The sequence below is a fragment of the Hymenobacter aerilatus genome (assembly GCF_022921095.1).
Lineage (GTDB): Bacteria > Bacteroidota > Bacteroidia > Cytophagales > Hymenobacteraceae > Hymenobacter > Hymenobacter aerilatus.
Genome location: NZ_CP095053.1, coordinates 3,858,089 through 3,883,982, shown reverse-complemented (window position 1 = coordinate 3,883,982; position 25,894 = coordinate 3,858,089). Strand labels below are relative to the sequence as shown.

The 25,894-nt window shown below is 50.8% G+C and carries 18 protein-coding genes; 3 read left to right on the top strand and 15 right to left on the bottom strand.

Going from position 1 to position 25,894, the window contains the following annotated elements; translation table 11 throughout:
• Positions 1-62: 62 nt before the first annotated feature.
• The gene (gene mgtE / locus MUN82_RS16285) at positions 63-1,445 is read right to left on the bottom strand and encodes a magnesium transporter (RefSeq protein ID WP_245092145.1); all 1,383 of its coding nucleotides are present in this window, start codon (positions 1,443-1,445) and stop codon (positions 63-65) included.
• A 269-nt stretch (positions 1,446-1,714) separates the two neighbouring features.
• Here mgtE and MUN82_RS16280 point away from each other — a divergent pair, with 269 nt between their 5' ends.
• The 3 genes from MUN82_RS16280 to MUN82_RS16270 all read left to right on the top strand — a co-directional run bounded on the left by MUN82_RS16280 (position 1,715) and on the right by MUN82_RS16270 (position 5,393).
• The gene (locus MUN82_RS16280) at positions 1,715-2,521 is read left to right on the top strand and encodes a cyanophycinase (RefSeq protein ID WP_245092143.1); all 807 of its coding nucleotides are present in this window, start codon (positions 1,715-1,717) and stop codon (positions 2,519-2,521) included.
• A gap of 163 nt (positions 2,522-2,684) precedes the next feature.
• The gene (locus tag MUN82_RS16275; RefSeq protein ID WP_245092141.1) at positions 2,685-3,938 is read left to right on the top strand and encodes an OmpP1/FadL family transporter; all 1,254 of its coding nucleotides are present in this window, start codon (positions 2,685-2,687) and stop codon (positions 3,936-3,938) included.
• 24 nt (positions 3,939-3,962) lie between these two features.
• On the top strand, positions 3,963-5,393 hold the full coding sequence (locus MUN82_RS16270; protein WP_245092138.1) for an SGNH/GDSL hydrolase family protein: 1,431 nt from the start codon (positions 3,963-3,965) through the stop codon (positions 5,391-5,393).
• Between the two features lie 71 nt (positions 5,394-5,464).
• Here the strand turns inward: MUN82_RS16270 and MUN82_RS16265 are convergent, their stop codons facing one another.
• The 14 genes from MUN82_RS16265 to MUN82_RS16200 form a co-directional block, all read right to left on the bottom strand.
• Positions 5,465-6,487 (bottom strand): YpdA family putative bacillithiol disulfide reductase, encoded by a 1,023-nt coding sequence (locus MUN82_RS16265; protein WP_245092136.1) that lies wholly within the window; start codon positions 6,485-6,487, stop codon positions 5,465-5,467.
• A gap of 88 nt (positions 6,488-6,575) precedes the next feature.
• The gene (locus tag MUN82_RS16260; RefSeq protein ID WP_245092135.1) at positions 6,576-11,516 is read right to left on the bottom strand and encodes a malectin domain-containing carbohydrate-binding protein; all 4,941 of its coding nucleotides are present in this window, start codon (positions 11,514-11,516) and stop codon (positions 6,576-6,578) included.
• Positions 11,517-11,856: 340 nt separating this feature from the next.
• Positions 11,857-12,408 carry a WcaF family extracellular polysaccharide biosynthesis acetyltransferase gene (locus MUN82_RS16255; protein WP_245092134.1) on the bottom strand — a complete coding sequence of 184 codons (552 nt, stop codon included), beginning with the start codon at positions 12,406-12,408 and terminating at the stop codon, positions 11,857-11,859.
• A gap of 24 nt (positions 12,409-12,432) precedes the next feature.
• Positions 12,433-13,287, bottom strand: coding sequence for a glycosyltransferase family 2 protein (locus MUN82_RS16250; protein ID WP_245092133.1), 855 nt, complete (start codon positions 13,285-13,287; stop codon positions 12,433-12,435).
• Between the two features lie 14 nt (positions 13,288-13,301).
• The gene (locus MUN82_RS16245; RefSeq protein WP_245092132.1) at positions 13,302-14,435 is read right to left on the bottom strand and encodes an XrtY-associated glycosyltransferase XYAG1; all 1,134 of its coding nucleotides are present in this window, start codon (positions 14,433-14,435) and stop codon (positions 13,302-13,304) included.
• 36 nt (positions 14,436-14,471) lie between these two features.
• On the bottom strand, positions 14,472-15,137 hold the full coding sequence (locus MUN82_RS16240; protein ID WP_245092131.1) for an acyltransferase: 666 nt from the start codon (positions 15,135-15,137) through the stop codon (positions 14,472-14,474).
• 23 nt (positions 15,138-15,160) lie between these two features.
• The gene (locus tag MUN82_RS16235; RefSeq protein WP_245092130.1) at positions 15,161-16,303 is read right to left on the bottom strand and encodes a glycosyltransferase family 4 protein; all 1,143 of its coding nucleotides are present in this window, start codon (positions 16,301-16,303) and stop codon (positions 15,161-15,163) included.
• 3 nt (positions 16,304-16,306) lie between these two features.
• The gene (locus MUN82_RS16230; protein ID WP_245092129.1) at positions 16,307-17,323 is read right to left on the bottom strand and encodes an O-antigen ligase family protein; all 1,017 of its coding nucleotides are present in this window, start codon (positions 17,321-17,323) and stop codon (positions 16,307-16,309) included.
• 396 nt (positions 17,324-17,719) lie between these two features.
• Positions 17,720-18,958 (bottom strand): glycosyltransferase family 4 protein, encoded by a 1,239-nt coding sequence (locus MUN82_RS16225; RefSeq protein WP_245092128.1) that lies wholly within the window; start codon positions 18,956-18,958, stop codon positions 17,720-17,722.
• Between the two features lie 384 nt (positions 18,959-19,342).
• Positions 19,343-20,386: a glycosyltransferase family 4 protein gene (locus tag MUN82_RS16220; protein WP_245092127.1), complete on the bottom strand. Its 1,044-nt coding sequence runs from the start codon at positions 20,384-20,386 to the stop codon at positions 19,343-19,345.
• Positions 20,387-20,430: 44 nt separating this feature from the next.
• On the bottom strand, positions 20,431-21,747 hold the full coding sequence (locus MUN82_RS16215) for a lipopolysaccharide biosynthesis protein (protein WP_245092126.1): 1,317 nt from the start codon (positions 21,745-21,747) through the stop codon (positions 20,431-20,433).
• A gap of 23 nt (positions 21,748-21,770) precedes the next feature.
• Positions 21,771-22,691 (bottom strand): glycosyltransferase family 2 protein, encoded by a 921-nt coding sequence (locus tag MUN82_RS16210; RefSeq protein WP_245092124.1) that lies wholly within the window; start codon positions 22,689-22,691, stop codon positions 21,771-21,773.
• 31 nt (positions 22,692-22,722) lie between these two features.
• Positions 22,723-25,068 (bottom strand): GumC family protein, encoded by a 2,346-nt coding sequence (locus tag MUN82_RS16205; protein ID WP_245092122.1) that lies wholly within the window; start codon positions 25,066-25,068, stop codon positions 22,723-22,725.
• An 11-nt stretch (positions 25,069-25,079) separates the two neighbouring features.
• Positions 25,080-25,880, bottom strand: coding sequence for a polysaccharide biosynthesis/export family protein (locus tag MUN82_RS16200; RefSeq protein ID WP_245092120.1), 801 nt, complete (start codon positions 25,878-25,880; stop codon positions 25,080-25,082).
• Positions 25,881-25,894: the final 14 nt, after the last annotated feature.

Here is a 25,894-nt window from a genome sequence, read left to right as displayed (position 1 = left end):
GGGAAATCCTTGGGACGCATACTCTGTCACCGATGGCGTCTGCAAGCCGTCTCTACACTGCCTTACAACAGCGTGCCGCTCAGGAACAGCGTAGCCACCGAAAAGTAGATAATCAGCCCCGTCACGTCGACCAACGTCGCCACAAACGGTGCTGAGGATGTGGCCGGGTCGAAGCCTAGCTTCTTGAGCAGCAGCGGCAGCATGGAGCCCGACAACGACCCCCACAGCACAATGCCTACCAACGACAGCCCTACTGTACAGCCCACCAGAAACCAGTGCGAGCCATAATCATAGAAGCCGGTTTGCTGCCAGATCAGGATACGCAGGAAGCCCACCGCGCCCAGAATACCGCCCAGCAACGCGCCCGAAAGCAACTCCCGGCGCATCACCTTCCACCATTCACCCACCGTCAGCTCGCCCAGCGACATGGCTCGGATAATGAGCGAGGTAGCTTGTGAGCCAGCATTGCCGCCGCTGGAAATAATGAGCGGCACAAACAGCGCCAGTACCACCGCCTTCTCAATCTCACCTTCAAAGAAGCCCATGGCCGTGGCCGTCAGCATCTCACCCAAAAACAGCACCACCAGCCAGCCGGCCCGCTTCTGAATCATCTTGGTGAGCGAGATGGTGAGGTAGGGCTCGTCCAGGGCTTCGGAACCGCCCAGCTTCTGGATGTCCTCGGTATCTTCCTCTTCCCGAATGTCCAGAATATCGTCGATGGTCACGATGCCGTAGAGAATACCGTCGCTGTTCACCACAGGTAGGGCCACGCGGTCGTTGCGCCGGAACACCTCAATGGCTTCTTCCTGGTCCTGCATGGTTTGCAGATGCACGAAGCGGTTGTCCATCAGCTCGTTCACGCGGGTTTGCGGATCGGCCAGCAGAAACTCCCGGATGCGGATATCGTCGATAAGTCGGCCGCGGCTGTCGGTCACGTACAGCACGCTCAGCGTTTCCGACTGCCCACCGTGGCGGCGAATGTAGTCGAGCACCTGCTGCACAGTCCAGTTCTCGCGAATGGCAATGTAATCGGGCGTCATTAGGCGGCCTACCGAGTACTCAGGGTAGCCCAGCAGTTCCAGCGTCACCCGGCGCTCCGGCTCCGAGAGCGTCTGAATTAGCTCCCGCACCAGCTCATCGGGTAGGAACTCCAGTAGGGCTGTGCGGTCGTCGGGCGACATCTCGTTGAGGATGTCCGTAACCTTGTCCTGCGCCAAGTTGGCCAGAAAGTGCCGCTGAATATCCAGGTCGAGGTACTCAAATACCTGCGTGGCCAACTGCAAGGGCAGCAAGCGAAAGATAATTAGCTGTTCGCGCTCTTCTTCCTCCTCAATCAGCTCTACTACCTCGCCCGGCTCAAACTTTTTTAATACTTCCTTGAGTTTGAAAAACTCGCCCTCCTGAATCAGGGACGTGATGAACTCGGTGGTCGGGTGCTGATTCATACAATAACTACGGGAGGTGTTTTTCGCTAGGCAACGACATTTGGTACACTTGAACGCGCAAAAGTAGAAGAATACGGCCGGTTAACTGTGGCGTTTGGCAGCATCGATACCGATTTTTTTACGAATCGTACGTCCTTCGGCCGGTGCTTCGCGTACTTCCCGGCAGCTTGCCGCAGCAATACAGACGGGTTGGTCCTGTTGCTGCCGGTGGGCGACGCTTTATTTTATTTTGTTGCCTACTACTTGTAGGCCTTCTCTATCCGCCCTGAATGCTTCCATCTGACTTTCCGCTCGGAACCATCGTTGCCTTTGGTGGAGGCGACGATGACGTTCTGTTGGTCCAGTTGTGCGCCCTGCTGCCTTCGCCGGCGCTACCCGTCGAAATCATTACCACAGCCTCGCGGGATGTAGCCGCTACAGCGGCAGCCTATGAGCAAGCCTTGCGCGAGCTGGGCTGCCAGCAGGTACACCATCTGGCCATCGACGAGCACCACCCCGCCGACCACCCCGCTACCCTGCGCCGCCTGCACCAGGCGGCGCTGGTGTTCTTCACGGGCGGCGACCAGGAGCGCATCACCGATTTTCTGGCCGATACCGAATTCCTGCGTGTATTGCGCCACCGTTTCCAGACGGATGCCGCATTTCTGGTGGCGGGCACCAGCGCCGGGGCGGCAGCCCTACCCGCCTACATGCTGGTAGGAGGGCAAGGGTGGCGGGCGCTGCGCAAGGGCGGTATTGAGGTGCTGCCGGGACTGGGGCTGCTACCGCACCTGCTTATTGATCAGCATTTTGTGGAGCGTAGTCGGTTTGGGCGCTTGGCGCATGCTCTGCTTGCGCACGCCCATTGTCTGGGCCTGGGCGTAGGTGAGGAGACGGGCATCATTATACGCCAGGGGCAACAGGCCGAAGTGTTTGGGTACGGTCAAGTAGTGGTGCTAGATGGCCAGCACCTGCACAGCCACAACCTGGAGCAGATTGAGCAGGGCGAGCCCGTGAGTATGCTCAACCTGCATGTGCATGTACTAGTGCAGGGACAAGTCCTTGATATACGCGCAAGCGAGGTCAGGAAAGTATAGCAAGAACGGTAGGCTTTTTGTTGCTTTGCAGCCCAATAGTGGAAACGATTGCGACAAAACGTAAACTACTCGGCAAGCATACTTTATCCGAGTTTTCTTTCTACATTTAATTGCGTTGAATCTCGTCTCTGCTTCCCTTAAAATCTCACCTTTTTATTCCTCTATGAAGCTTAAATCTTTACTCCTCGTGAGTGGTGCGCTGCTTGCTGGTACTGGCAGTGCTGTGGCCGGTGGCTACCAGGTAACGCTGGCTGGTATCAAAAACAATGGTATGGGCGGCGTAGGGGTAGGCCTGTCGCTAGACCAGGCCGCTATGTTCTACAACCCTGGCGCACTGGCCATGGTGCGGGAGCGGGGCGTGCAGCTAGGCGGTAACATAACGCTTGCCCGTAGCGCTTTCGTGGCAGAGGGGAGCAACATGCAACGCGAGCTGCGCAACAGCGTGGTAACGCCCTTCAGCCTGTATGCGGGCTTCGGCCCAGCCGAGGGTAAATTTCGGGCGGGTATTGCCGTGTATACGCCTTTCGGCAGCAAGCTGCAATATGCCAACGGTTGGGAAGGGCGCACCGCCCTCACGGATATTGATCTGAAATCTGTCTTCGTGCAGCCTACCTTCAGCTACGCCATTACCGACGAGCTGAGCGTGGGCGCTGGCCTAGTGGTGCTGGCTTACGGCGCCGTAAACCTCCAGCGCGACATCGCCCTACCCGACTCCTATGGTCACGTGGAGCTGGATGGCAAAGCCAAAACCAAGCTGGGCTTCAACGCGGGCATCTACTACAAGCCTTCCGATAAGCTGAGCATTGGTATCAGCCACCGCTCCAAACTAGACGCTGTAGTAGACAACGACGGCGACGTGACGTTCTCTAACATCCCGACGGCGTTCCAGTCGCGCTTTCAGGCTACCAAGTTTGGCGCTACCCTGCCGCTGCCTGCTACCACCTCGGTGGGTATTGGCGTGATGCCCAATGAAAACCTGACCATCGGCTTCGATGTCAACTTTGTACAGTGGAGCAAGTACCGCGAGCTACGCTTCGATTTCGACCAGCAGATCAACGGGCAAACTACCAGCGTTTCCAAGCGCAATTACGAAGATGCCCTGACGTTCCGCCTAGGTGGCCAGTATAAACTCACCAGCGGCCTGACGGTACGTGCCGGCGGCTCGTATGACATGACGCCCGTACCCGACGGCTACGTAACCCCCGAGACGCCCGACAATGACCGTGTGAGTGGCACCGTAGGCGCCTCTTATGCCTTCGGTAAGTTCAGCCTGGACCTGTCGGGGCAGTTTATCCGCATCCTGAAGCGGACCGAAACCCAAGCCGACTTGCTCAACAACGGCACCACCGACCGGGTAGCGGGCACTTACAAAACCAATATCGTGATTCCGGGCCTGGGCCTGAACTACACTTTCTAATTTCCCATCCCCCGCTTTCAACCCATGTATACAATTACTTTTCGTAAAGTAGTGCCGTTTCTGGCGCTACTAGGGCTTAGCCTCTCTGCCTGCCAGCCCGACCTGGAAGATGAAGTAAAAACCAGCGCCGGCACCGCCGACTTCTCCCGCTACATTGCCGTAGGCAACTCCCTCACGGCTGGTTTTGCCGATGGAGGCCTGTACCTGGAAGGTCAGCAGAATTCCTACCCCTCTATGCTGGCTCAACAGTTCCGGGCAGTTGGCGGCGGCGACTTCGCGCAGCCGCTGTTCGCCGCGGGCCAGGAAAACGGGTCGGGTTATCTGCGCATAACGGGTTTCGCCAGTGACGGAACCCCGGTTACGGGCAACGTGACCACTAACTTGGCCCTGCGTTCCGGCGCCACTGCCGCACGCCCACTTTACACCAAATACACCGACCCGGTTAATAACTTGGGTGTGCCCGGTATTCGCCTTTCAGATATCGAAACGGCCGGATATGGTAGCACGCAGGGTAATCCGTATTTTGAGCGAATCACTCCCGATGCACAGGCTACGCAGACATACTTAGCGCGAGCAGCTGCTTCTAATCCTACCTTCTTCACCAACTGGCTAGGTAACAACGATGTGTTGGGCTATGCTACGGCGGGCGGCGCGGCTAGCAACATCACAGCCACAACTGATTTCACGGATAAAAACAATAAACTCGTGAATGCCCTAACCGCTAATGGCGCGAAAGGGCTCGTAGTTAATATTCCTGATGTAACTACTGTACCGTTCTTTACGACGGTAGGGCCAGTATTGAAAGCCACGCTGACAGCGGCGAGTGTGCCGGGTCTGATCATCCAAACAGGTTCTGCGTTTGGTGGCCCAACTTCTTCTAACCGCAAACAAATTGCAACCACCGACATACGGGATGCTGCCGGTACCGGGCGGCAGTTGTTTACACTACTTTCGTCACCCTACGTCCGCCTGATCAACCAACGTACGGGACGGGCCTGGCGGTTTGTCTACAGTCAAAGCGGCCAGCCTGCTGCTGGTTTCCCACTCTTCCTGGCCGCCTATGGTATCGACACCACCGCAACGTTTGGAACGAGTGCCGCCAACCCTATCCCTAGTCTTTTCGTGCTGGATGATGTAGAACAGGGTTTGGTTCGTACAGCTACAACAGCGTTCAACAACGCCATAGCGGTAAAAGCCAACGAGAAAAACCTGGCCCTACTCGACATTAACGCTTTCTTTGCCCGGGTGGCAGCTGGCGGCATTGTGGTGAATGGTGTGCAGAATACAACTGGATTTGTGAGTGGCAACCTATTCTCGCTGGATGGCGTGCATCTCACGCCCCGCGGCTATGCCATTGTGGCCAATGAGATGATTAAAGTCATCAATGCGAAGTATAACGCAAGCGTACCTCAGCTAAATCCGCTGGATTATCGGGGTGTTCGGTTCCCTAACTAACAACAGCGCGTAGCAACTAAAAAAGCCGGTTCCAGATTGCTGGAACCGGCTTTTTTAGCTGGATGGTGCGGCTACTTCGACAACTGCACTGGCTGGATAATCTGTGGCGTGGCGGGAGCTGCTTCACCGGCCAGGTGAGCCGCAATAACAGCCGCATGGTAGCGGCCATTCTCAATAAACCAGCGGCTGGTGTTCAGGCCGCCACATACGGTGCCGGCTATATAGACGCCGGACCGGTTGGTTTCAAACGTCTCCTGATCATGGGTAGGCGTACGCGCCGCATCATCCTGCGTGGTAATGCCTAAGGCCGCCAGTAAGGAGTAGTCGGGACGGTAGCCGGTGAGGGCGTAGGTGAAATCGGTGGGTAGGGTAACCAAGCCCTCCGGCGTGGCCAAATTTACTTCGGTAGGCCGGATTTCCTGAATGGTTGAGTTGAAGTAAGCCTTGATGCGCCCCTCCTTGATACGATTCTCCAGGTCCGGCCGTATCCAGTACTTCACCGAGGGCGACAATTCGGCGCTACGCACCACCAGCGTTACGTGTGCACCGGCGCGCAGCAACTGCAAAGCCGCTTTGGCCGAGGAGTTCTTAGCGCCTACCACCACCACTCGCTGATCCACGTGCGTGTACGGCTCCTTGTAGTAGTGGCTGACGTTGGGCAGGTCCTCGCCCGGCACGTTCATCTTTACCGGCACATCGAAAAAACCGGTGGCCACCACTACAAACCGGGTAGCAATGCGTCCCTTGGTGGTCACTACTTCGTAGTGGTTCGCTTCGCCTTCTAACCGTACCACGCGCTCGTATAGTCGCAGTGTCAGCTTTTCGGCCTGAGCTACCCGGCGGTAGTAATCGAGGGCGTCTTCGCGAAGTGGCTTGTAGTGATTGGTAGGCATGGGGTAGCCTCCAATTTCCAGCAGCTCTGGGGTAGAGAAGAACTCCATCTGGTTGGGGTAGCCTACCAGGGAGTTAACTAAGGCACCCTTATCCACTACGCACACGGTGAAGCCCCGGCGCTGTATTTCAAGAGCACACGCCAGCCCTACCGGGCCCGCGCCTATTACAACAGTATCGAAGGAAGAAGTTGGTTCGTGCATACTACACTCAATACCACTAGCAGGCCCGAACTGTTTCTACTTCCCCCACATATTCTCTGTAGAGTGTATGTGGGGGAAATACAGAGCGTTACTGACGCACAATCTTGAAGCGCGACTGCCAGGTTTTGCTTTGCAACCAGAGGTAGTACGTACCTGGTAGCTTCATACCGCGGCCCAGGTCCAGCTTCAGCTCGCTGCCGAAGGCACCCAACGAAGCTTTGCCTCCCGATACAGCGCTGCCCGTGGCCGAAAACAAGGTATACCATACGTCGCCGGTCTGCGGCTCAGCTAGGGTAACAGTCACTTGTCCATCAGGGGTAGGATTAGGGTAGGCCGAAAGTGAAATGGCAGTCAAAACCGGTGTAGCAGCCGAAGCGGGCTCGGCGGCCACAGCATATTGCGTGCTAGCAGTGGCCGTTAGGGTAGTGCTAGCCGATAGCACCTCAATGGCGCATACCTGTGGCTGATCTGAACCACCGTCCGATTTCAAGGAACTAAAATCGATGTTGAGTGAGCCGTCTTTTACCGTAGTTGTGAAGCTCTCAGTCTTCATAGCAAAGCGACCTACTTTACGGTAAATGTCATAATCGTCAAGCACCTTTTTCCCTTCCAACGTCACATCGAACACACGCTTGCTGGCTTCCGACCAAAAGGTTTCAGCGAAGTGTAGCACGACGGTATATTGTCCGTTGGCTACAGGGAGGGCGTACCGGAAGGTGCCGTTAGTACCATAGCGTTCCGTTTGATACAGCTCGTGGTTGTTGGTGCCGGCAATCTTTCCCTTGACGTTAGCCGTATTGCTAGGAGAAGACGTGTAGTATTTATCGGCCATAAACACACCCCGATCAGTGGATAATTGCTTTCCACCAGCATTGATACGATATACCGCAGCATCTGTGTTCGTAGTAGGAACACTGATGGCTGTGAGGCCTTGGGTAGGTCTGGCCACCGTATTTGTAAGCGTAAAGCTAACGGCGAGAGGCGCGCTGGCTGAGCCGCCGGCCTGCCCGGCCGAGTAGGCCGTAGCCGTGAGCGAGTAGGTGCCTACCTGCGGAACCCAGGGCGTATAGCGCCCGTTGTTGTCGCCAAATAAGGTGTAAAAAGGAATATTTTCCGTTACCTGCTTGCTCAATGTACCACTCATCCTAAGCACTACACTACCCACCGTAACCGGGTTGGTATTGGCCCGAATAGCCAGATTCCTAGTAGGTAGCGTGCTTAGATTGATTGTTTCGCCATTTATGAACGTCTTAATATCCTGCGAGTTGTCGGCATTCACTAGGGTGAAGCTCACAACCTGTTGCGCAGGGGTAGGAGCAGGTGCTGTAACCGGAGCGGCCACCTTGTTCACGACACTGAAGCTAACGGCGAGGGGCGCGCTGGCTGTGCCGCTGGCCTGCCCAGCCGAGTAGGCCGTAGCCGTGAGCGAGTAGGTGCCTACCTGCGGAACCCAAGGCGTGTAGCGTCCATTGTCGTCGCCAAACAAAGTATAGACTGCTGCATTATCTGTCATCTCTTTTGCAAGGCCTCCTGTAAGCTTGAAGGCAACGCTACCTACCGTAGAGGAACTCGTGTTGGCTCTGATAGCCAGGTTTTTAGTAGGCAAGGCTGTTAAGTCTAATGTCTCGCCGGTAGTCAGTGTTTTGATGTCTTGGGCGTTATCGGCATTTACCAGAGTGAAGCTGGTGAGCTGTGGAGGAGTTGGTGTAGCTACTGGCGCTGTCACAGGGATAGGCACAGCAGCGGCTATTGTATCATTATCCAGGAAAATGGCCTGCACAATGCCAATAGCTCCAGTTTGACCGTTATCAACGGTTAGTACCATGGCCCCCTTAAAGCGGAATTGGAAAACGTGGTTTTGTCCCATAGTTTCTTTAACCGTGTAGGTTGCAGCAGGGCCACTTTGGGAAACCGGGGTCAGTGATACAGAAAAACTACGGGCGTCGTCGAAACGAGCGGGGCAGAATACTGTAGCGTAGTGCCACTCGTTATCTGCTACATCAATGGTGATTTTGCCTGCGGGGCTGCTGTATAAGCCGGCGTCTTTGCCCAAAGCGCCATTCACCCGGAACTGGAATTTAAGGTAGCTATCTACCCGCCAGCCGGTTCCCTTATTTATTTTGAAAGGAGCCTGCACATTGGTGTTGTCGCTACCATCGCTATTCCAATTGAAAAGTATGTAGCCTTTACGGCCTACCTTGCTGAAAGCCAATGGCTCCGAGGCATATCGAAGAGGTGCCTGTAATTGCAAAGAAGGATTGTTCTTGCTAGGCGCCGAAGGATCTACCACAAACTCGGTATTGTTGCTGGCCTGATGACCAACAGCTTGCACAGTTGCGTTTGCGGCAAGTGGCGTGGCCATTACTTCTGCTGAAGATGGCCCAGCACCTGAGGCTAGTTGTGCTGCCACCGATACATAATAAGGAATACCGTTTGTCAGGTTTGGAAGCGTGTAGCCAGTGCTACCAATGCGGGAAACGGTATTATAAGGCCCACCGGGAGTAGTGGAATAAGATACGGTATAGCTAGTGGCGCCAGGTACTGGCTGCCAGCTCAGCTGTAATCTCGATTCGCTTGGTGTGGCTGTTAGCTGTTGAGGGAAGGTAGCGGAAGGTGCTGTTACTATAATGGTACCTCCTACTTCTCCTGTGCCTTTGGCCTCTAGTACCGTGCCGGTACCAACCAAGTGCCACCGTTGTGGGCCATGACCACCTTCATCGTTTACCCACAAGTAAGTTTCTCCATTTACGGATGCCAAATCTGGAGAAACAGCATTGCCTGCTGCTCCGGCAATTATTCCTTCACGAGAATCATGGTTTTTGGTGGTTTCGCCGAACTGACCAACAAAGAGACCATTATCGTAGAAGTGCATAAACTGGCCTGCTTGCGCATTATTCCAGAACTCACCATGGTAGCCATACAAGATATGACGGCCAGTAGATAATACCGTGTTACCACCATACTGCACACCGTTGCCAATGTCGTAGTTGCCTTTGCCATTCAAGGGCCCTGTAGGGCTGGCCTTCCACAACCACTTATTGCTTCCTTGCAATAAACCACCCAGGTGCCAGCCATTATTTTTCGAATAATCGAGCGATACCACGACTTTGGAAGAAGTAACAGGAGTAGCAATATCGCCAATACCACCCGTGCGTGATACTGGATCGGTAGAGCCTGCCGGAGCGCTGGCTAACGCTATTGGGGTAGCCCATTGTGGGTTATTGGCCCCGTCGAAACCGCTTAATGGGCGAGTATACCAAGTAACAGTAGTGCCTGGGCGCGGATTGAAAGGAGCGAGATTGAGGGAGCCATCGGGCATGAGGCTGGCAGCCTCATCAGTTGTGCGAGCCGGTCGGATGCCTGTAGGGCGTAGCTTGATGCCCGTTAATTCGGCTAGCTCAATAAAGTCCTGCTTTACGTTGCGAAGCAGGGCATACGTACGGCCATTAGAAAGCGTAGCTACCTGTCGAACACCTTGAAAGAACCCGACGTAATCAGTTGATAAGCCTGCCCGCCAATTTCTTATTAAGGTCCATGATTCACCTATTGGCTTGCTGTAGTCAACCTTGAACTCTAAAAACTCGTTGAAAACCCGCGAAGGGTTATTTGCATCAACTGAGGTAGCGTAGGAGTGAGGCTGGTACATGATCTGCTCTTGGTATGTACGAGCAGCTGAGATATGTAAGCAACGACTATTGGCAATGTCACCAACCCAAAAGGAGTGGTCTGGTAATACAGTAATGAAAGTGGTTTCTCCTAGCATCGAATGATGAAACCACAGTTTGTCATTGCGTACCTCGTTTCCATTCAGCAGATATCCTCCAGCCTGGCCATAAGTCCAAAGCATGCCACCATTGGCGGAAAAAGCCTTCACTTGTTGGCTTGTACCTCCATCTGCAATTAATACGATATCATCGTTGCTGGGGTCTGTGGCAATGGCCAAAGGCTTGTTTAGACCTGTGATGGTAGTTGCTACAGTAGGATTACTGCTCAGATTAGTATACCGGACTACATTGTTACCCGCCACTGCCCACAAATCACCGGTAGGGGTCATACTCAGAGATCCGGGGTAAGCAATATTGATAGTTCGTAGTAATTGTCCACTGGTTTTATCGAATAGACGGATAACATGCTGGTTGCGGTGTGCTACAGCTAAAATTTGCCCTTTCTTCTGAACAGCCAAACCAGTTGCTGCATTGGATAAAACTGTAACGCCCGAGGGAGAAAAAGAGGGGCTGGTTGCATCTAAGTCTAATACGCTAGGATAGTATTGGTTGGTAGCATTAGCATTCAATCGTATTTCCCTTCCAGCAGCAAAGCGTACTTCTGTATTGTCGCTGATTCGGCGAGCATATACAAACGAAACACGGCCACCATCATACACACCACCTTCATTGTTGGCCATGTATAGATTGGTACCGTCAGTATCTAATAGAGTGAATGCAGTAAAGCCATCTACCCTACCTAAATTGTATTGGCTTCTTGTATTGTTATGTGAGAAGCGGTGTAAGTTACTTTGTCCCTCATTAAAGCCCGTAACATAATAAGCCGCTGTATCCGTAACGGCAATGTCGCGGATAGGCAAATAGCCTTGAAATACGCGCGGTCCGGATTGCGCCAACGAAGTGTTGCCAATTGCACCATCCCACCGATACTGCATATTGTGCGACAGCACTCGTATTTCATACGAGCCTTTGGCCACAGTTTGACCATTGTCATCTTTCCCGTCCCAGAAAGCGGTTTGATTGCCGGCTGGATACGGAACAGCACTCCACAAGGTTCGAATTAAAGTACCATCTGGTGCATAAGCTCCAGCACTGGTAATAGAATTTTGTCCTAACGCAAATTGTATTTTAGTCTGAGCGGCTGATTTATTAGCTATAAATAATGCTAATAAAAATGCGTGAAACGCAAGTGGCGTAAATCTCCTAAACATTGAATATTGTTTATTTTTGAGATTGATTGGTTTAGGCAAATATACTGACGGATAGTTTGTTATGAGTATAATTTCAATGTGAGTTTGTAACAAAAAATATAATATTATGAAGAATATTTACCTGCGATAGCAACTGATAATAATGTGCGTACACATGTTTTTATTCAATTTTAATAATTTTAATGTCTTCTATATTCTAATTAATTAGGCTATATGCGCCTATTAGCATAAACACATGTAGATATTTTGTTACAATTTCTGGAAAGCGAGGTCTATTTGATTAATCTCTGATAAATAGGTTTCATACCCCATTAAATAAAGCCCCCGAAATGGCCCTGTGAGAGTAGTTGATAAAGCTGCACGGCCCGGTCGCAACACCTAATAGGTTGTGTTGCGACCGGGCCGTGCAAAATTTTGTAGAAAAGATATGTGCTTATTGTTGCATCACGCGCTGTCGAATGAAAGAGGCCGGATTGCCAGCATAAATACCCCACGCATCCAACGAGCGTGTGGCAACAGAATTGACCGTTAGAATAGCGTGGGAATAACAGGTAACACCAGGGCAGACCACCGACCGGGCGCCTACCCAGCTACCATCTTCCAGCGTGATAGGGCCGAGACGATAGGGGAAACTACTACGCGTGTAATCGTGATTACCGGTGAGCAGTAAAGCTCCCTGCGAAATGCTGACGTGGTTGCCAATGGTAACGTTGGCTAGATTATCGATCCATACCGACTCGCCGATCCAGCAGTGGTGTCCAATACGCAAGCGCCAGGGATTCTTAATGCGCACGTTAGGCTTAATTACGAGTCCTTCGCCTACCTGCGCCCCAAACAAGCGGAGCAATGCCGATTTTATACTATATGGCCACGGTATAGCAGTGTCGAAAATGAAGTAGTTGATAGGATACCACAGTGCTACCTTCCAAGTTGGGCCAGCCCGGTAGGTGCCTACGCTGAAGGTGGATAGATCAGTCGTTGTCATGCAGAGGTAAGGCTAGGGTAGGAACTATGATTTGGGCGCGCGTAGCCGATGTTCATACAGTTTGGCATCGACCAAGAAGCGGTACCAGAAGCCTTGCAGAAAGTGCCAGATAAGACCCGGCTTCCCGTCTAGAAAGCCCAGCAGTAGAAAGTAGCGGTACAGGAAATAAAAGAAAGGTCCTGCAAACAGTGGAATCCGGCTGTACAGCTTCTCTTTCACCCAACGCTTGCGGGAATACTGCTCGCCGCTGAGAGAAACGTCTACGTTCTGGGCCGAAGTGGTCTTGTTGTGGATAGCAAGCAAATCCAGCATTTCGCGGGTAGCGTAGTGGTTGTGCTTGTTGATCCACCATGTCAGATCATTTAGGTTATGATCTACCATATCATGCGTGAGGGCCTCTGTAGTACCAGCTTCCAGCACCACGTGCTCATCCATCCAACGGTCCTCGAGGGTAGCCGTATTGGTGCGCCAGATGCGCAGCAGCCGATGCGGGTAGAAACCACCATGCTTGATCCAGCGGTCCATAAAATACACGCGCCGCTTGATGATGAAGCCGCCTACCTCGGGGCGCGCAACAGGAATCTTCTGCTGAATCTCTGTGATGAGCTCGGGTAGCAGATACTCGTCGCAGTCCATGCGCATGGTCCAGGGCGTCTGGATGGGGCAGTTTTGCAGAGCCCAGTTGAACTGGGTGCTGTAGTTCACCCACGGGTTCTGAAATACTTGGGCGCCCATTTCACGGGCAATATCACAGGTGCGGTCGGTGGAAAAGCTGTCGATAACGAATACTGCCGCTGCAATAGGCGCTAGACTCTTGAGGCAGCGCGCAATGTGCTTTTCTTCGTTGTGGGTTAGTAGAATAACCGTAATAGCGTTCATCAGCGGGGAGAGAGTTAGAGGGCTACCTTCTGGTAGAGGTCCACGTATTGCTGGGCGAGGTGGGCATCGTCGTATGCTGCCCGGATGGCGGCCGGCGCCGTGGCTGTAATGCGGGCCCTGGCCGTGGCATCGTGCGCGATAGTAGTGAGCGTACGGGAAATAGTGGATAGATCCATTGACGTTACCCAGCCATATTGATGTTCGGCCACGAAGCTGTGCAGGCCTACTTGGTCGCTCACCATCACAGGAGTACCCACGGCTAGCGCCTCAATGACCACAATGGCGAAATTCTCGCTGTGCGAAGTGAGGGCAAACAGGTCTACCCCAGCCAGGTAAGCAAATTTGTCTTCGCCTTTTTTCCACCCTACCCATTCCACTCGTTCGGCTAGGCCCAGCGAACTGGCTAACTCCTTTAGCGACTGTACATAGGCCGGGTCGCCGTCACCGGCCACGCGCAGGCGGAAGGGGAACGTCACGTTGCTCAGGGCCCGTAGCAACACATCCAGTCCTTTCTTAGGGTCAAGGCGCGACAGAAAGCCAATCACCAGCTCCGAAGAAGGCTGCTTGCGGGGATGTTCCTGCTGTGCCAGCGTAACGGGGTTGGGGATGATGGCACCTGGCCAGTTAGGAATCACGCGGTGCGACTCCTGCCACTCCATAAGGGTAGAAACGTGCAGGAACGTGCCCTGCAATAGGCGTTTGCCCAGCAGCCGGTGTAGCCACTTCTTCTTGCCCGCGTTGTTGGTGTCCAGAATGTAATTGCTGAACATGCCGTGGGGCGACAATACCGGCGTCACCCCGCGTAAGCGGCATACCCAGGCCGCCCCGATAATGAGCAGGTTCCACCAGGAATGCATGTGCACCACATCAAAGGTGCGAACCTTCTTATATAGGTGTTGCCACAAGGCTGGCGAGGCATGGGTATGGTCGCCGGTTACGCGCTTGAAATAGTACACCTGCACGCCATCCACACTCACCGGCTGTCCAACGGGCACAGCCAGTTCCTCTTTGCCATTGGCAGTGGTAGTATACACTGTTACAGTGTGCCCAAGCCGAACCAATGCCTCAGCCAACAAGGCAATAACCACAATAGGGCCACCGTAGGTGTAAGCAGGCTTATACGAAGGAACAACGAAGAGAATATTCATGCAGCAGAGGCAAGTGAGGCGAAGCGGAAAGTAGGCTTAATACACAAAGCCTTCGGAACGGTTGAAATAGGCCGCGGTGCGGGGTAGCTCGCTCACAGCGCGGGCTGGCACTCCGCCGTAGAGCGTCCACTCGGCGGTGTGTGCTTTATTTAGCAACGACTTGGCACCCAACACGCAGTAGTCGGGTAGGACGGCGCCGCCCAGCACCACCACATTGGTACCCACGAACGTGTAGGCGCCGATATGAATGGGGGCACTGTCTTGCCGATTATCCAGCACATTAATCGAGTGTGTCAGAAACTGCGAGTTGTATCCCGCTACCGTAGCAAAAGCGCCAATGGTGAGGCTGTTGGTACAGTCTAAGTGATGGTTTTTGGTAACTGCCGAGGCCTTGCCTAGTCGCAGCTCAGCCCGCCGGGTAGAAGCTTGGTGGCGAAAATGAGGCGAGTCGCTATCTGATGGGAAGCCGGTAATCCAGTTGCTGCGGCCAATAGTAGCTTCAGCATCCAGCTGTACCAAATCCAGGTGAATAGCTACCGTGAAGTGGTCGATACGACTCTTTTCGGCCATGATCAGCTTGGTAGGAAACACCCATGCGTAGCCCAGGCGGGCAGTAGGATGAATATCGTAACCAAACCACCGTATCAATGCCCGGCGCCGAAGGGACCAGGGTAGGAGAAAAGAAAGGATTTTGAGCAGCAAAACAGCAGGGGGTTAGGGAGGTACTAAGCCAAATCGTAGAGGCGCAGGTAAGCGTCCGTCATGTGGGCGGGTTCGAAACGGGCGCAATTCGCAAAGCCGCGTTGCACTAGATCATGGCGTGTTGCAGGATCCTGCAACGTAAGAAATGCCTCGGCAAAGGCGACGGCATCGTCGGGTGAGGCATGCAGCGCAGCACCCCCACTCACCTCGGGCATAGGAGCAATATTGCTGGCAATAATTGGGGCACCACAGGCCTGGGCTTCAATAACGGGCCAGCCAAAGCCTTCCGAATACGACGGAAAAATGAACGCGGCGCAAGCGCTATACAACGCTACCAGCGTCTGATGATCGGGCCGCGCTACGGCCACCACGCGCTGGGAAAGGCCTAGTGCGGCTGCTTGCGACAGCAGCGCTTCGTCGGGAGCTTCGCCGGCAAAGCAAATAAGCCCCGACCAGCGGGTGCCCAGCGCGTGCGCCATTTTGAGCAGTAGCCCGCGGTTTTTGCGGGCTAGGCCAGAGCCTACATGCAGCAAAAAAGGCTGCCCGTCCGGAATACCGGCTTGGTGCACCAACGGAGTTGCCTCGGCTGGGGGTAGGGCAGTAAACGGTGCATTGAATGCATTATGAATGACCTGCCACTTGGCGGGCTTCTGCGCAACGGCGCGGCCATCTAGCTCCAGCAGCTGATCGAGGGTAAGCTGCGAGACAGCGGCGAGACGCTGGGCACGCCGCAGCCGCCCAAAAATCCACTGCTGTAGAATACGTCCGAAACGAGAAGCAGGTACATAGGCATCGCTGTGGCCCAGTCCACCCCGAATAGCCAGTACATCGTGGCAGGTGATGCCCGCCCGTGCTGCTGGCAAATGGGCGAGATAAGGCGCGTTGGAATGGTCGCAGATGTGAAAGTAGACGTCGCTCTGCTGTAGTTTCTGCTGCCGCAAACGCCAACGGATTACCAGCGGAAAGACAATCCACTTATCCAAATAGCCGAGCCACTTCCGAAAGCCTGAAGTGGTAGAGCCGGCGCCGGCACCAAAGACCGGAATGGGTCGCCACAGCTCCGTCTGCACCGCTGCCTGATGCAGGCCTTGCTGCATCATCTGCGCAAAGCGCTCCATACTTTCCTGGCCGTCGGGCGGGTAATTACCGAGTAAAATTATACGCATACGTTAAGCGGCCTGAGCAGCGGAAAGAGGTGGGCGCAGCACCGGTGCTACTCGGGCACCGGGCCGCATAGCCGCCAAAATGAGTCCTCCTATCAGGGTAGAAAAGCCCAAGGTAGTGGGCTGAGCCCATTGTCCTTGAGGAATAATAAGAAGAGTATACCCTAGTAAAATCCAGGGCAATAGGTCATTTTGAGTGAGGCGACGGTAGGCGGCCACTGCAATCTTCACGCACAAGCTCAACCGGATAAAAATGATGGTCAGCCCCATCAGCGGCCCCATTTCGCCGATAAGCCTACCCCACTCACCTTCAGAGATGAGGTAGCCTACGGTGTCGCCAGTGAGCAGCTTAGTACCAGCATTGGTACCCATGCCTAGACCATAGCCGAAAAAGGGTTGCTGCGAGGAGCTTGCTACGGCTTCTGCCATGCCACCCAAGTAGCGTGTACCTAACGATCCTTTCAAACCGCCTTCTGCATCACTTGCGTTTTCAAAGCGGGAGGTGAAGGCTTTGATAGGTGTCTGCAGAAAGCTTAATTGGCTCAGAACAGCCATTAGGGCTACACCCAGTAGAATCATGATAATAATTCGACCAGCGTATTCGGGTTTGCGCACCATACCGATGGCGCCGAACATAAAAGCCACAGCCACATACATCAGCAGGCTGCGGCTGATAGAAAAAGGAATAGCAGCCAGCAGCCCTACCGTAGCGGCAATCAGGGCCAACTTATTTACGTTTTCGTTATTGATCCAGAAGTAGCAGACAAAGCAAGCTGCCAAGCCGAAAAACAGGTGGACGCCGTTAGTAAAGGAGAAGGTGCCCGGTGGACGGAAGAAACCCATGGCACCATCGAAACCACCGCCGGCCATGTCGCCGCCTACCCCACGGTTCACCAGTGCCGATTGTGGACTGTAGAACTGCATGGTAATGAGCACCGCCATGGGAATGGAAATCCAAATGAGTGCTTTACCCATCTGCACCACGTCGGCCCTGTTGAAGATTCTGCCGATGACAAACATCACAGGGAAATGGAAAAGCAGGATGCGTGCTCCATATAAGGCTACAGCCAAGCTACCGTGGCCAAGCAGCAGGGCTGTGAAAGTTGCTGCAATACCAACGATTATAACGGCAGTTTGGTAAATGTTAGCAGGTAGTAAACCCCTGCGCCATGTTGCAAATATCAGCCAGATTGCAACAGGGTCCCGCACAATAAGTAGGGGGGTAGCAAGGCCTGGCAGCACCCATTTTCGTAGGCCGCCTTCAAAAATGAGTAATAAGAAATACAGCCATATCCCTTGCTTGATACGACGATTTGGATCAACAGCAGTAGCATTGGAAACCGAAGCAACCGATGATGTCAATCGATAGGGTAAGATAGGGAGTGCTGCCATATGCTTAGTACTAGTAATAAAATATGCCTAAGCCATGTGTAAAATACCATTCAGTACATCTGTGCCGTATTGCTGCCAAGTATAGCTAGCTGCGTGCGCTTGCACTTGCTGAATCATGCGAGGTAGTTGTGCTCGGTTATCGAGAAACCACTGTAGTTTTTCGGCAATGGCTTGAGGAGAACGAATAGGTACCAGAAAACCTGTTTCCCCTTCTTTCACCAGATCTTCACCGCCTGTATTGGGTGTTATGATAAGTGGTAACCCTTGACTCATAGCTTCTTGCATTACTAAGGCTCTACCCTCTACAATAGAAGGTAGACAGAAGACATCGCAGGAGCGCATGAGGCTGAGTACTTGGTCGTGAGGACGGCCAGCTTCATATGTGAAGGTAGGTAACTCACCACGATAGAATTCCATAGGAGCTAAGGGAGTGCCTAAAACAACTAATTCCAAATCAGGGCAATTCAGCATCCGAACGGCTGCAAACAAATCACCTAGTCCTTTGCGCTGACCTAAAGCCCCTACAAACAGTACGCGCAACGGACGTTTAGTAGGGGAGGCCTGGGCTGATGAACGCGTTGTGCTAACAGGTGATCCAAAAGGCGACATAACCATATGCTTCGTACGTGCCCATGTCGGGAGGGAGTCCATTACAAACTTACCTGGGCCTACTACCATATCAGCAAGTTCTAATTCCTTCGTCTTGCGTTCCAGCTTGGCGGGTGAGTCTTGTATCCCCCCACCGAGGGTCGGTGCCCATTTTGGTAATCGCTCGGCTTCTTCTAACATAAGTCGGCGACCAGTCTCCCAGTATGCAATGGGTAAGTCGTACACGCATTGCATCCCCAAAGCTTTGGCTTTGGTGAAAGTAGCTAGCGCACCATCTTCGTATCCGTACACGGCCGAAGCCCCCTGTTTTTGCAGACGAGGTAAGCGCGTTGCTACTTCTTGATCTAGATTTTGGTATACCGCATCTACACTAGCCCAGCCACGTTCGTGCTGTACATAAGTATGCATGCCTAACCGAGGCAGCAGCATACGCGCTACCTCTCGAATTGGATAGGAGCGAATGAAATTATCAGGTATTGGAAAGGTCCGGCGCAACCATTCTTGACGTAAACGCTCTGGAAGCATTTTTAGCCATGTAGCAGTTGGATTAACAGCCAAAGTAGTAGCAAATTCCGCAAGCATGTCAGCCTCGTACATTGCGGTCATCACTGCTCTCACATTACGGTTGCCAGTAGGATGCAGGAGTACAAATTTCATGACGAAGAAGAGAGTAGATGCTGGTGATTCTGCTATTTATTGACGACAGAATAGATAAGAACTATGTATTGCTTGCTGCTATGCAGATACAGTATGTTTAGTGAAATTTTAGCTACAAGCTATTATCACTAGTGCTGTACTGTAGACGTTCTATTAATCTTGCTGGCATAGAGTTTAAACGCAAAGTTCAAAGCTCGCCTATGACAGGAAAGATATTGGCGAACGCATCCAACCAAACAAACATTAAAGTGTGTCCTTTATGATGTTGCTTTTTGTAAAATGGAGCCAACCTGACATATATTATTGTTGGTTTCACAATCAGCTTAGTAAGCACACATTAGTTTAAAAGCGAGCTTTTAAAGGAGTTTCAGTCATTGAAAACTACTAGTTGCGGAAAGCATTCCTGTAGAATTCCATGGGTTTTAAATAATTGGCAAGTGAATCAAGGCTGAGCATGCTCCGCTCTGTGTATTCGGTAATTGTCATAGCAGCTGCTTGTCGCATGCAATCAGCTAAACCTGCAATATCACCAGGTTCAGCGAGCAGAGCTGCTGGTCCACCTGACTCCGGTAATCCTCCATCACGTGTGACGATAGCAGGTACGCCAACACTACGTGCTTCAATCGGTGTTAGACCCATATCTTCCTGGGTACGGGCCGGAGCTAACAACCAGCGGGCAGATGCTAAATAATGTTGCTTGCTATTATCATCTACAAAACCAGGCATATGGATTTGTGGCAGGTTCAACTCTTGTTGAAGCGCTAATACTGTAGGTTTCAGTGGGCCGTCACCTAATATAGTGAGCGGCCATTCGGCTGGATCAAAATTACATTGTGCATAAGCATGCAAGATTTCTTCCAATCCTTTGTGATTAATCCAGCGTCCCACAAACAGGAAGCCACGGCGTTGATTAATGGGGTATTGCAGATGCGGTAGGCGGCATACAGTAGGAACACATGCGCTATTAGCTGATTTAGTATTCGGCTCCCAAGTTCCCCATACAAAGTTAGAGTTATACCAACGCTGCTTCGCTAACTTAATAGTGAAAGCCCAGATAGCATTATGTAGACTGGCCGTTGGAATGCGTCGATTATGAACGGTTAGAAAGATTTTTTTACCTAATAATTTCGCGGGAAGTACAATGTCGGGTGGCATATTTTGAACATGCAATACATCAGCCCACGATACCAACGCTCCTAGCTCTTTCGAACCACGTTCTACATAATACACCTGCGAGCAAACATTCTCAGCTAGTGCTCGAAGGTCATCTTTGAAAGTGGCGCCTTTCACGATTTTGAAGCATAGCCGAACGTCAAATTCAGGCCATGCCGCAGCGGCTTCAGCCATTGCTATCATGAAAGCCTCGATACCACCATAACCGCCCTGTGTGGCCCCGACAATAAGCAACTTGGTTTTTTTGTCTTTCATACGCTAACCAGGAAGGCTGCAACAAGGAGATCAGTAAGTAATGTTTACTCTATTTCTGAAAGCTCAGAAACAGGTTTTGCACTGTGAAATTGCAAGTAGCCGTACACGAGGTGCATGATCAGTTGCACAGCGGCCACGAAAATGTCAAGTATGAAAATGCCGCGTAGAGAGGTCACATCAACGAAGAAGGCACCACAGACAATAGATGCCATACTAAGCGAAATAGACACTATAGGATTGATAACCCAGCCTTTGCTTGTGCAAAGCGAAAATGCTGAATAAGCTACCAACCCGATGCATTTGCCAATCATCATAAGCACAATCTCGCTTTCCAGATTAGCGTATTGCCTGCCCAATACCCATAGGATGGGTGTAGAGAATAGCCAGACCCCGCCAACTATAGCTGCGCATAGCAAAAGCATACCTGTGATAATGCGACTGAATTGACGCATTAATAAAGCACTATCGTATGGCAAACGAGCAAAACGCGGCAAGACTAATGCGGAGAACATTGCTGTGAATAAGCTCAAGGCTACAGCCAATCGGCCCAATGCTCCTAAAGAAGCAACTGCTGTAGTGGAGCCGAAAATCGACATTACCCAAACTGCGAATTGAGCAGAAAAACAATAGTAGATAGCATCAGGTAACAGGCGCTTAACCTTGTTCAGAATGTCTTGTCTGATAACAGGGTCAATGGGCTGATTAGGTGCAGCAAGAGTATGGGCTAGCTTACGCAATCGAAAATTAGCCCATATCTGAGGTATACCAGCTGCTAATACTGCAATGTATGACCATGGGAAGAGAAAGAGACTAGCTCCTAATAGAATAAGCCTTCCTATTGAGGCCCCTACTTGAATTGATTGCAACAAGCCAATGCGTTGATGCAGTTTTGGAGCGATTTCCCACAGAGTGCCAGAGAGTGCTGTAAAAAAGGCTGGGATTAACGACAGCGTTAATAAAATAGTTAATAGCCAACTTGCATTCTGGTGTCGCAACAAATAGATTAAAGCAGGTGTTGCGACTAACAAGCTGATTATGGCAAACTTGCGACGTAAGTCCATGCCAGTCGCCAACACAACTCCTAGCCGTTCACGGTCTTGCCATACCTGGCCTCCTTGGGCCATCACGCCGGTAGAAATACCTCCGTCGGCCAACAGAACCATCGTACCAAGCATTGTATTAGCGAGCGTGTACAATGCATACTCCTGCGTGGGGAGAAGACGTATTACCAAAATGCCCCCAACAAATCCCAGTGCCTGTAATGCAATTTGCGCTGAGCCCATAACGGTCACTAGCTTTCCCCATTCGAGTAGCTTGGCCGCTTTTGAACTGGTTTGGATACGTTGTGTAAGTACTTTCATGCAGTAGGTGCGAAAGCGGAAATTTAGATGGGCAGATGCCCAAGCAAAAGAATGTTCAGCAACCGCTTGATACCACCCAGGGTAGGAATTTTGCTCAGGTGATCTTCGCTGAAATAGATGCGAATAGCCGTTTTGAAACGCTTATTGGCAATGGCTTGTCCTACAGCTACGGCAGCTCGGCTTTTCAGCCACTTCTTTTTTAGCTGTGCCGATTGCGCTGGAACCGGCACTTCCTTCACCATTAGGTAGGAAGCCAGACCAGCATCATTTTGTTTGCCGGTAGAAACAGCAGAGTTTGAGATGCGGTATTTGGCTGTGTATGTTGGCACAAAGTGAATTTTCGCACCTGTTTGTCCAACCCGAAAGCCAAAGTCAAAATCGCATACGTCACCTACCTCCCGGTACCCTACCCGTTGGGCCAGCTCGGTGTTCATCACATACGCGTTGTTAGGAAACTGCTGAACCATGCCCGCCTCCAATGAGGTAAGGGTAGAGCCGGCATACGGAGGCGTGCGGTAGAACGCCTCATTAAATAAGACAGATCGGGGGTAGGAAATTTCTCCGTCGTCTGTAATGATGTATTGCTGCCCATACGCTACCTCAATGGTCGGGTCGCGCTCAAACTCGGCTGCCAATGTTTCAAGCGCGGTAGGCAGCAACGCGTCGTCATCATGCAGCAGCATAAGCTTTTCGCTTTCTACACGCTGCATCAAGGCATTCACGTTGCCCGCCTGCCGTAATGGGGGCTGATGATGGATATAGTGAATAGGAATAGTAGTGGTGGCCTGCAAAGCCTCTACTACATCCTGCGTTACGGTGTCAGGCGAGTCATCCCCAATTAGTATAGCGTGCGGAGGATACGTCTGCTGTATACAGGTGTTGACAGCCTCCGCCAAAAACTTTGGCCGTTTGTAGGTAGGAATAACGATGGTAATACGTACCATGCTGAAATTATGGGTTTAAGGGTGTAAGGCTCTACTTGGTGAGCAGAGTTCTTTTCTTCTTAACTTCATAACCATAGCCATGTCCGTAGCCATATTCATTTGATTTTTTAGCATCATTCAACACAATCATTGGATTGGGTAATAAATTATTATTGAAGATGTTCGATATTATATTTATTTGTCTCTTATCAGTGTAGTTGTAACGCACTACATAAATGGTTTGATTAACCAATGTGCGCAAGCTAAAAGCATCCGAAACCCGACCAATAGGAGCTGTGTCAATAATTATGTGGTCGTACATATCTTTTAACTCACTGATTAAATACTGGAGCTTATCAGACATCATTAGCTCAGCTGGGTTTGCAGCCAAACTGGTACCGGCTCCAATTATATCTAGATCGGGAATACTATTAATAGGACGGATAATGTCCTGAATGCGTACCTCGTTTGACTGAATATAATCCGTTAAGCCTGTCGTAACTTTTTCACCTAGCTCGAATAATAAACTAGGATTGCGTAGATCTAATTCTATCAGCAGCGTACGCTTGCCTGCCAATACAAGCGAGGCGCCTAAGTTGATGGTGAAGAATGTTTTTCCTTCGCCACTCATGCTGGACGTTACTAGGATAACTTTTCCATTCTCGGCGTTGCCAGCCGCGAAGCTGAGGTTAGAGCGAATTAATCGGAACATCTCAGCCAAAGCTGATTTGTTCTCTCTAGTTACGACAAGAGTACCAGACGAATTATGCGCTAATTCTCCCAGAATAGGCGTGTTTGTTAAACGCTCTACATCCTGCTGCGTGCGAATTTTGTCGTTCAGCAAATCCTTGGTATACAGGATGCCAAAAGGTACAAGAGCGCCTAGCAGCAAAGCGGTCAGATAAATAATCTGTTTACTGGGGCTGATGGGATAATTAGTGCTAGTAGCCGTATCAATTATCCTTGAGTTGGAAACAGTAGAGGCCAGCGATATAGCAGCTTCCTCTCTTCTCTGTAATAAGAATAGGTAGAGCTTTTGCTTAGTCTCTTGTTGACGGTTTATCTCTTGCAATTCCCTTTCTACTTTAGGAACACGTTGGATTCTTGATTTAAATTGACCAGAACTGGCTTTTAAACTGTTGCTGGTAATAACGAGGCTTCTCTTTATATTACCTAAGTTCTCAAGAATATTAGCCCGCAGATTATTCAATTGCTCATTGAAGTTTTGCACAAGCGGATTATCTACTTCCGTAGTGCGCAACATACGTTCACGTTCTAATTGTAATTCGTTGAACTTGTTGATCAGGCCCAACAGCGTCTCATCTTGAATGCCGAGCGTACTAGGCACCATCTTATATTGACCCTTGTTCTGCTTCAGATAGCTCTCAATTGATTCTAAAATATCAATTTGAATAGCCCAGTCAGATAAGCGCTTGTTATAATCACTCGCTTGCTCTACATAGTTAGAGGCCTGCGTTGTCACGTCGGTTAGCTCATTAGAGCTTTTGTATTGCGCAACGCTCTTCTCTACATCCGATAGCTCACCGGTGATATATTTCAACCGGTCGTCCAGAAAAGCAATGGTATTTGTTGCCGTTATATTCCGGTCCTCTAGGGCCTCTTTGTTATATACTTGAACCAGCTTATTTACAATATCAACTCCTCTTGAAGGAATAGCATCTGTGATACCAATGCGTAGCACAGTAGCATCTTCCTTTATAGGAGATACTGTTAAGCCACTACTGAAATTTTCGGCTACGTCGCGTGTATCGTGCAATCCTATAATTATCTTTTTATTTAAATATTCTTTCAATAAGGTATTATTGTTAGCAACAATTGTGAAAGAACCATAGGGCTTATGGATTAACTGGCCAAAACGGTAGGTAATACCCTGTTCATCATTATTGTCGAATAGCTGATATTCAATGTTTGACTTTGCAACCAAATAAATGTCTTTGTTGACAATATTGGTGTCCAACTTGCTGACAATTGTGCGAATAGGATTACCACTATTATACAATTCATCATTTCGGAATCTGCCCTCCACGTAGTAAGTGGTACCTAAGTCCAACTCCTTCACTACACGGTGCATGAGGTCCGCAGACTTTAGAATTTCTATTTCGTTGTTCAGATTTTTAGAAGATCTGAAAACGTTAAGATCGATAGCCCCGCTGGACATAGCTGTTCCGCCACCATCATCATCCTTCACCAATACGGTGCTTGTAATCTGATAGCGGGGAATCGCATAATATCGGAGATAGGCGAAAGCAACGCCCAATGCTAATGCAATACCGAAAGCAAAAAGGTACCAGTACCTTAGATAATACGACAAAATATTCTTTAGGCTCTTCGCCTCGGGCTGCTCAACCTGCAGTGGAAATAGCTCCTTGGTATTCATCAAAGTAAGAATTATTTAAGTGCAGTGAACAGAATACTTATAACAGAAATAGCAGTTAAAACAATAGGTAAATAATAGGTTCTAGTGCTGACTTGAAGCGCCTTTGCCTTGTCCGGTTCTACATAAACGATATCATTCTGTTGCAGATAAAAATAAGGCGAGCTCAATATATTTTTATCGTTCAGATTCACGCGCGTAGTAGTGCGCAAGCCATCCTTTTCGCGAATGATCAGCACATTTTCTCGCTTTCCGTAGGCTGTCATATCGCCGGCCAAGCCTAGCGCTTCTAAAATATTAATGCGCTCTGTTGGGATAGTGAAACTAGCTGGGCGCGTAACTTCACCGATTACTGTAATCTTAAAATTTAGGAAGCGGATATTTACGATAGGATTTTTGACGTGTATCCGAATGGCATCGGTTAATTTGGTGGTAGCTTCTTCTTTAGTGAGGCCGCCGAGCTTAATTAATCCTAGTACAGGAAAATTAATATTATTATTAGCGTCCACTAAGTAGCCATTGTCTATGCGGGTAGGAGTAGCGGGAAGATTGCCGCTAGTAGAAGGAATCACGCCATTATTGAATAAGACATTCGACTCTGGATTCAGGCTGCTAACAGTAATGGACAACAGGTCGTCAGGCTGAATCTTAGGAGAGACTACACTCGTGACTGGAACCTGAAACTCATCAGAGTTTTTCAGGTTGCTGAAATACACCAAATTACGGTCAGCTGCACAGCCACTGACGGCAATCAGTACAGCTATAAAAGACAATAAACGCAGGTACGCCCTGTTGCTGAATAGTGTGATAATCATGTTGTCGATGACCG